This is a genomic window from Nocardia sp. NPDC002869 (assembly GCF_046764065.1).
GTDB classification, from domain to species: domain Bacteria; phylum Actinomycetota; class Actinomycetes; order Mycobacteriales; family Mycobacteriaceae; genus Nocardia; species Nocardia rhamnosiphila.
Genome location: NZ_JBKOOL010000349.1, coordinates 1 through 1016, shown reverse-complemented (window position 1 = coordinate 1016; position 1016 = coordinate 1). Strand labels below are relative to the sequence as shown.

Here is a 1016-nt window from a genome sequence, read left to right as displayed (position 1 = left end):
GTCCCTGCCGCTGATGCGGTCGCGGCTCCGGTTCCGTGCGCGATGTTCTGTGAGGACCGCCCGCTCTCGGCCAAGGACTGCACCATGTTCTGCGCTGAGCCTCCGGTGCCGCCCGCCGACGCTCACGGTTGCCGCCTGATGTGCGACCTGGGTAAGCCGCAGGGTCAGGGGGTGGCGTGATGATCTCGCCTGACCTGCTGATCGTCGGTGGCTCGGCTGCCGCAACTGCGTTCACCATGTGGCGGTGGCGTCGCCTCGACGGTGTCATCGACCGTGCTGCGGAGCAGGGCGCTGGTGTTCCGGTGGAACTGGGGCCGGCTGCCTCGATCGTCACCGATTCCGCTCAGCTGGCCCTGATGTGGCCTGCCCTCGGGCTGGGGTCGCCGCAGACCGGCTACCCGAACATCACCACGGCCACGCTGACCGATGCCGGGATGCTGGTAGAGGTCCAGATGCTGGGCGGCCAGTCCCTCCAGTCTTGGGCCAGCGACGCCACCCGCGAAGCTCTGGCCGCCTACTTCGCGGTTCCGGAGGTCCGGGTGAGCAGTCCGTCTCCCGGGTTCGTGCACCTGGAACTGCGCACCGTGGACCTGCTCGCCGATCCGGCACCGGTCACCGGTCTGCTGGCCTACGAGGTGGATCTGGAAGCGGTCCCGGTCGGGGTGACCGAAGACCACGATGTCTGGCGGCTGCGGGTCATGTACTCCCACATCCTCATCGCCGGCGCCACCGAGTCGGGCAAAGGCAGCGTGCTGTGGTCGATCGTGAACGGCCTCGGTCCCGCGATCAAAGCCGGACTCGTCGACATCCTGCTCGGTGACCCCAAGGGCGGCATGGAATTCGGGCGCGGTGAGGGCCGGTTGTGGACTGATTTCCAGTGGACCGCTGACGGCATCATCACCATGTTGAAAACCGCTGAGGCGGAGATGCAGGAACGTGCGGCCCGGTTCAAAGCCGCGGGTATCCGCAAGTTCACGCCGAGTATCGACGAACCGCTGAAGGTCATCATCATCGAC

General features: G+C 66.8%; 2 protein-coding genes. Both read left to right on the top strand.

Features of this window, described 5'->3' with window-relative positions:
- The coding region (locus ACLML9_RS28855; protein ID WP_411948429.1) for a hypothetical protein at window positions 1-180 on the top strand (180 nt) is incomplete at its 5' end.
- Window positions 180-1016: FtsK/SpoIIIE domain-containing protein (locus ACLML9_RS28850; RefSeq protein ID WP_411948443.1), on the top strand; the 837-nt coding region annotated here is incomplete at its 3' end. The genes ACLML9_RS28855 and ACLML9_RS28850, both read left to right, overlap by 1 nt.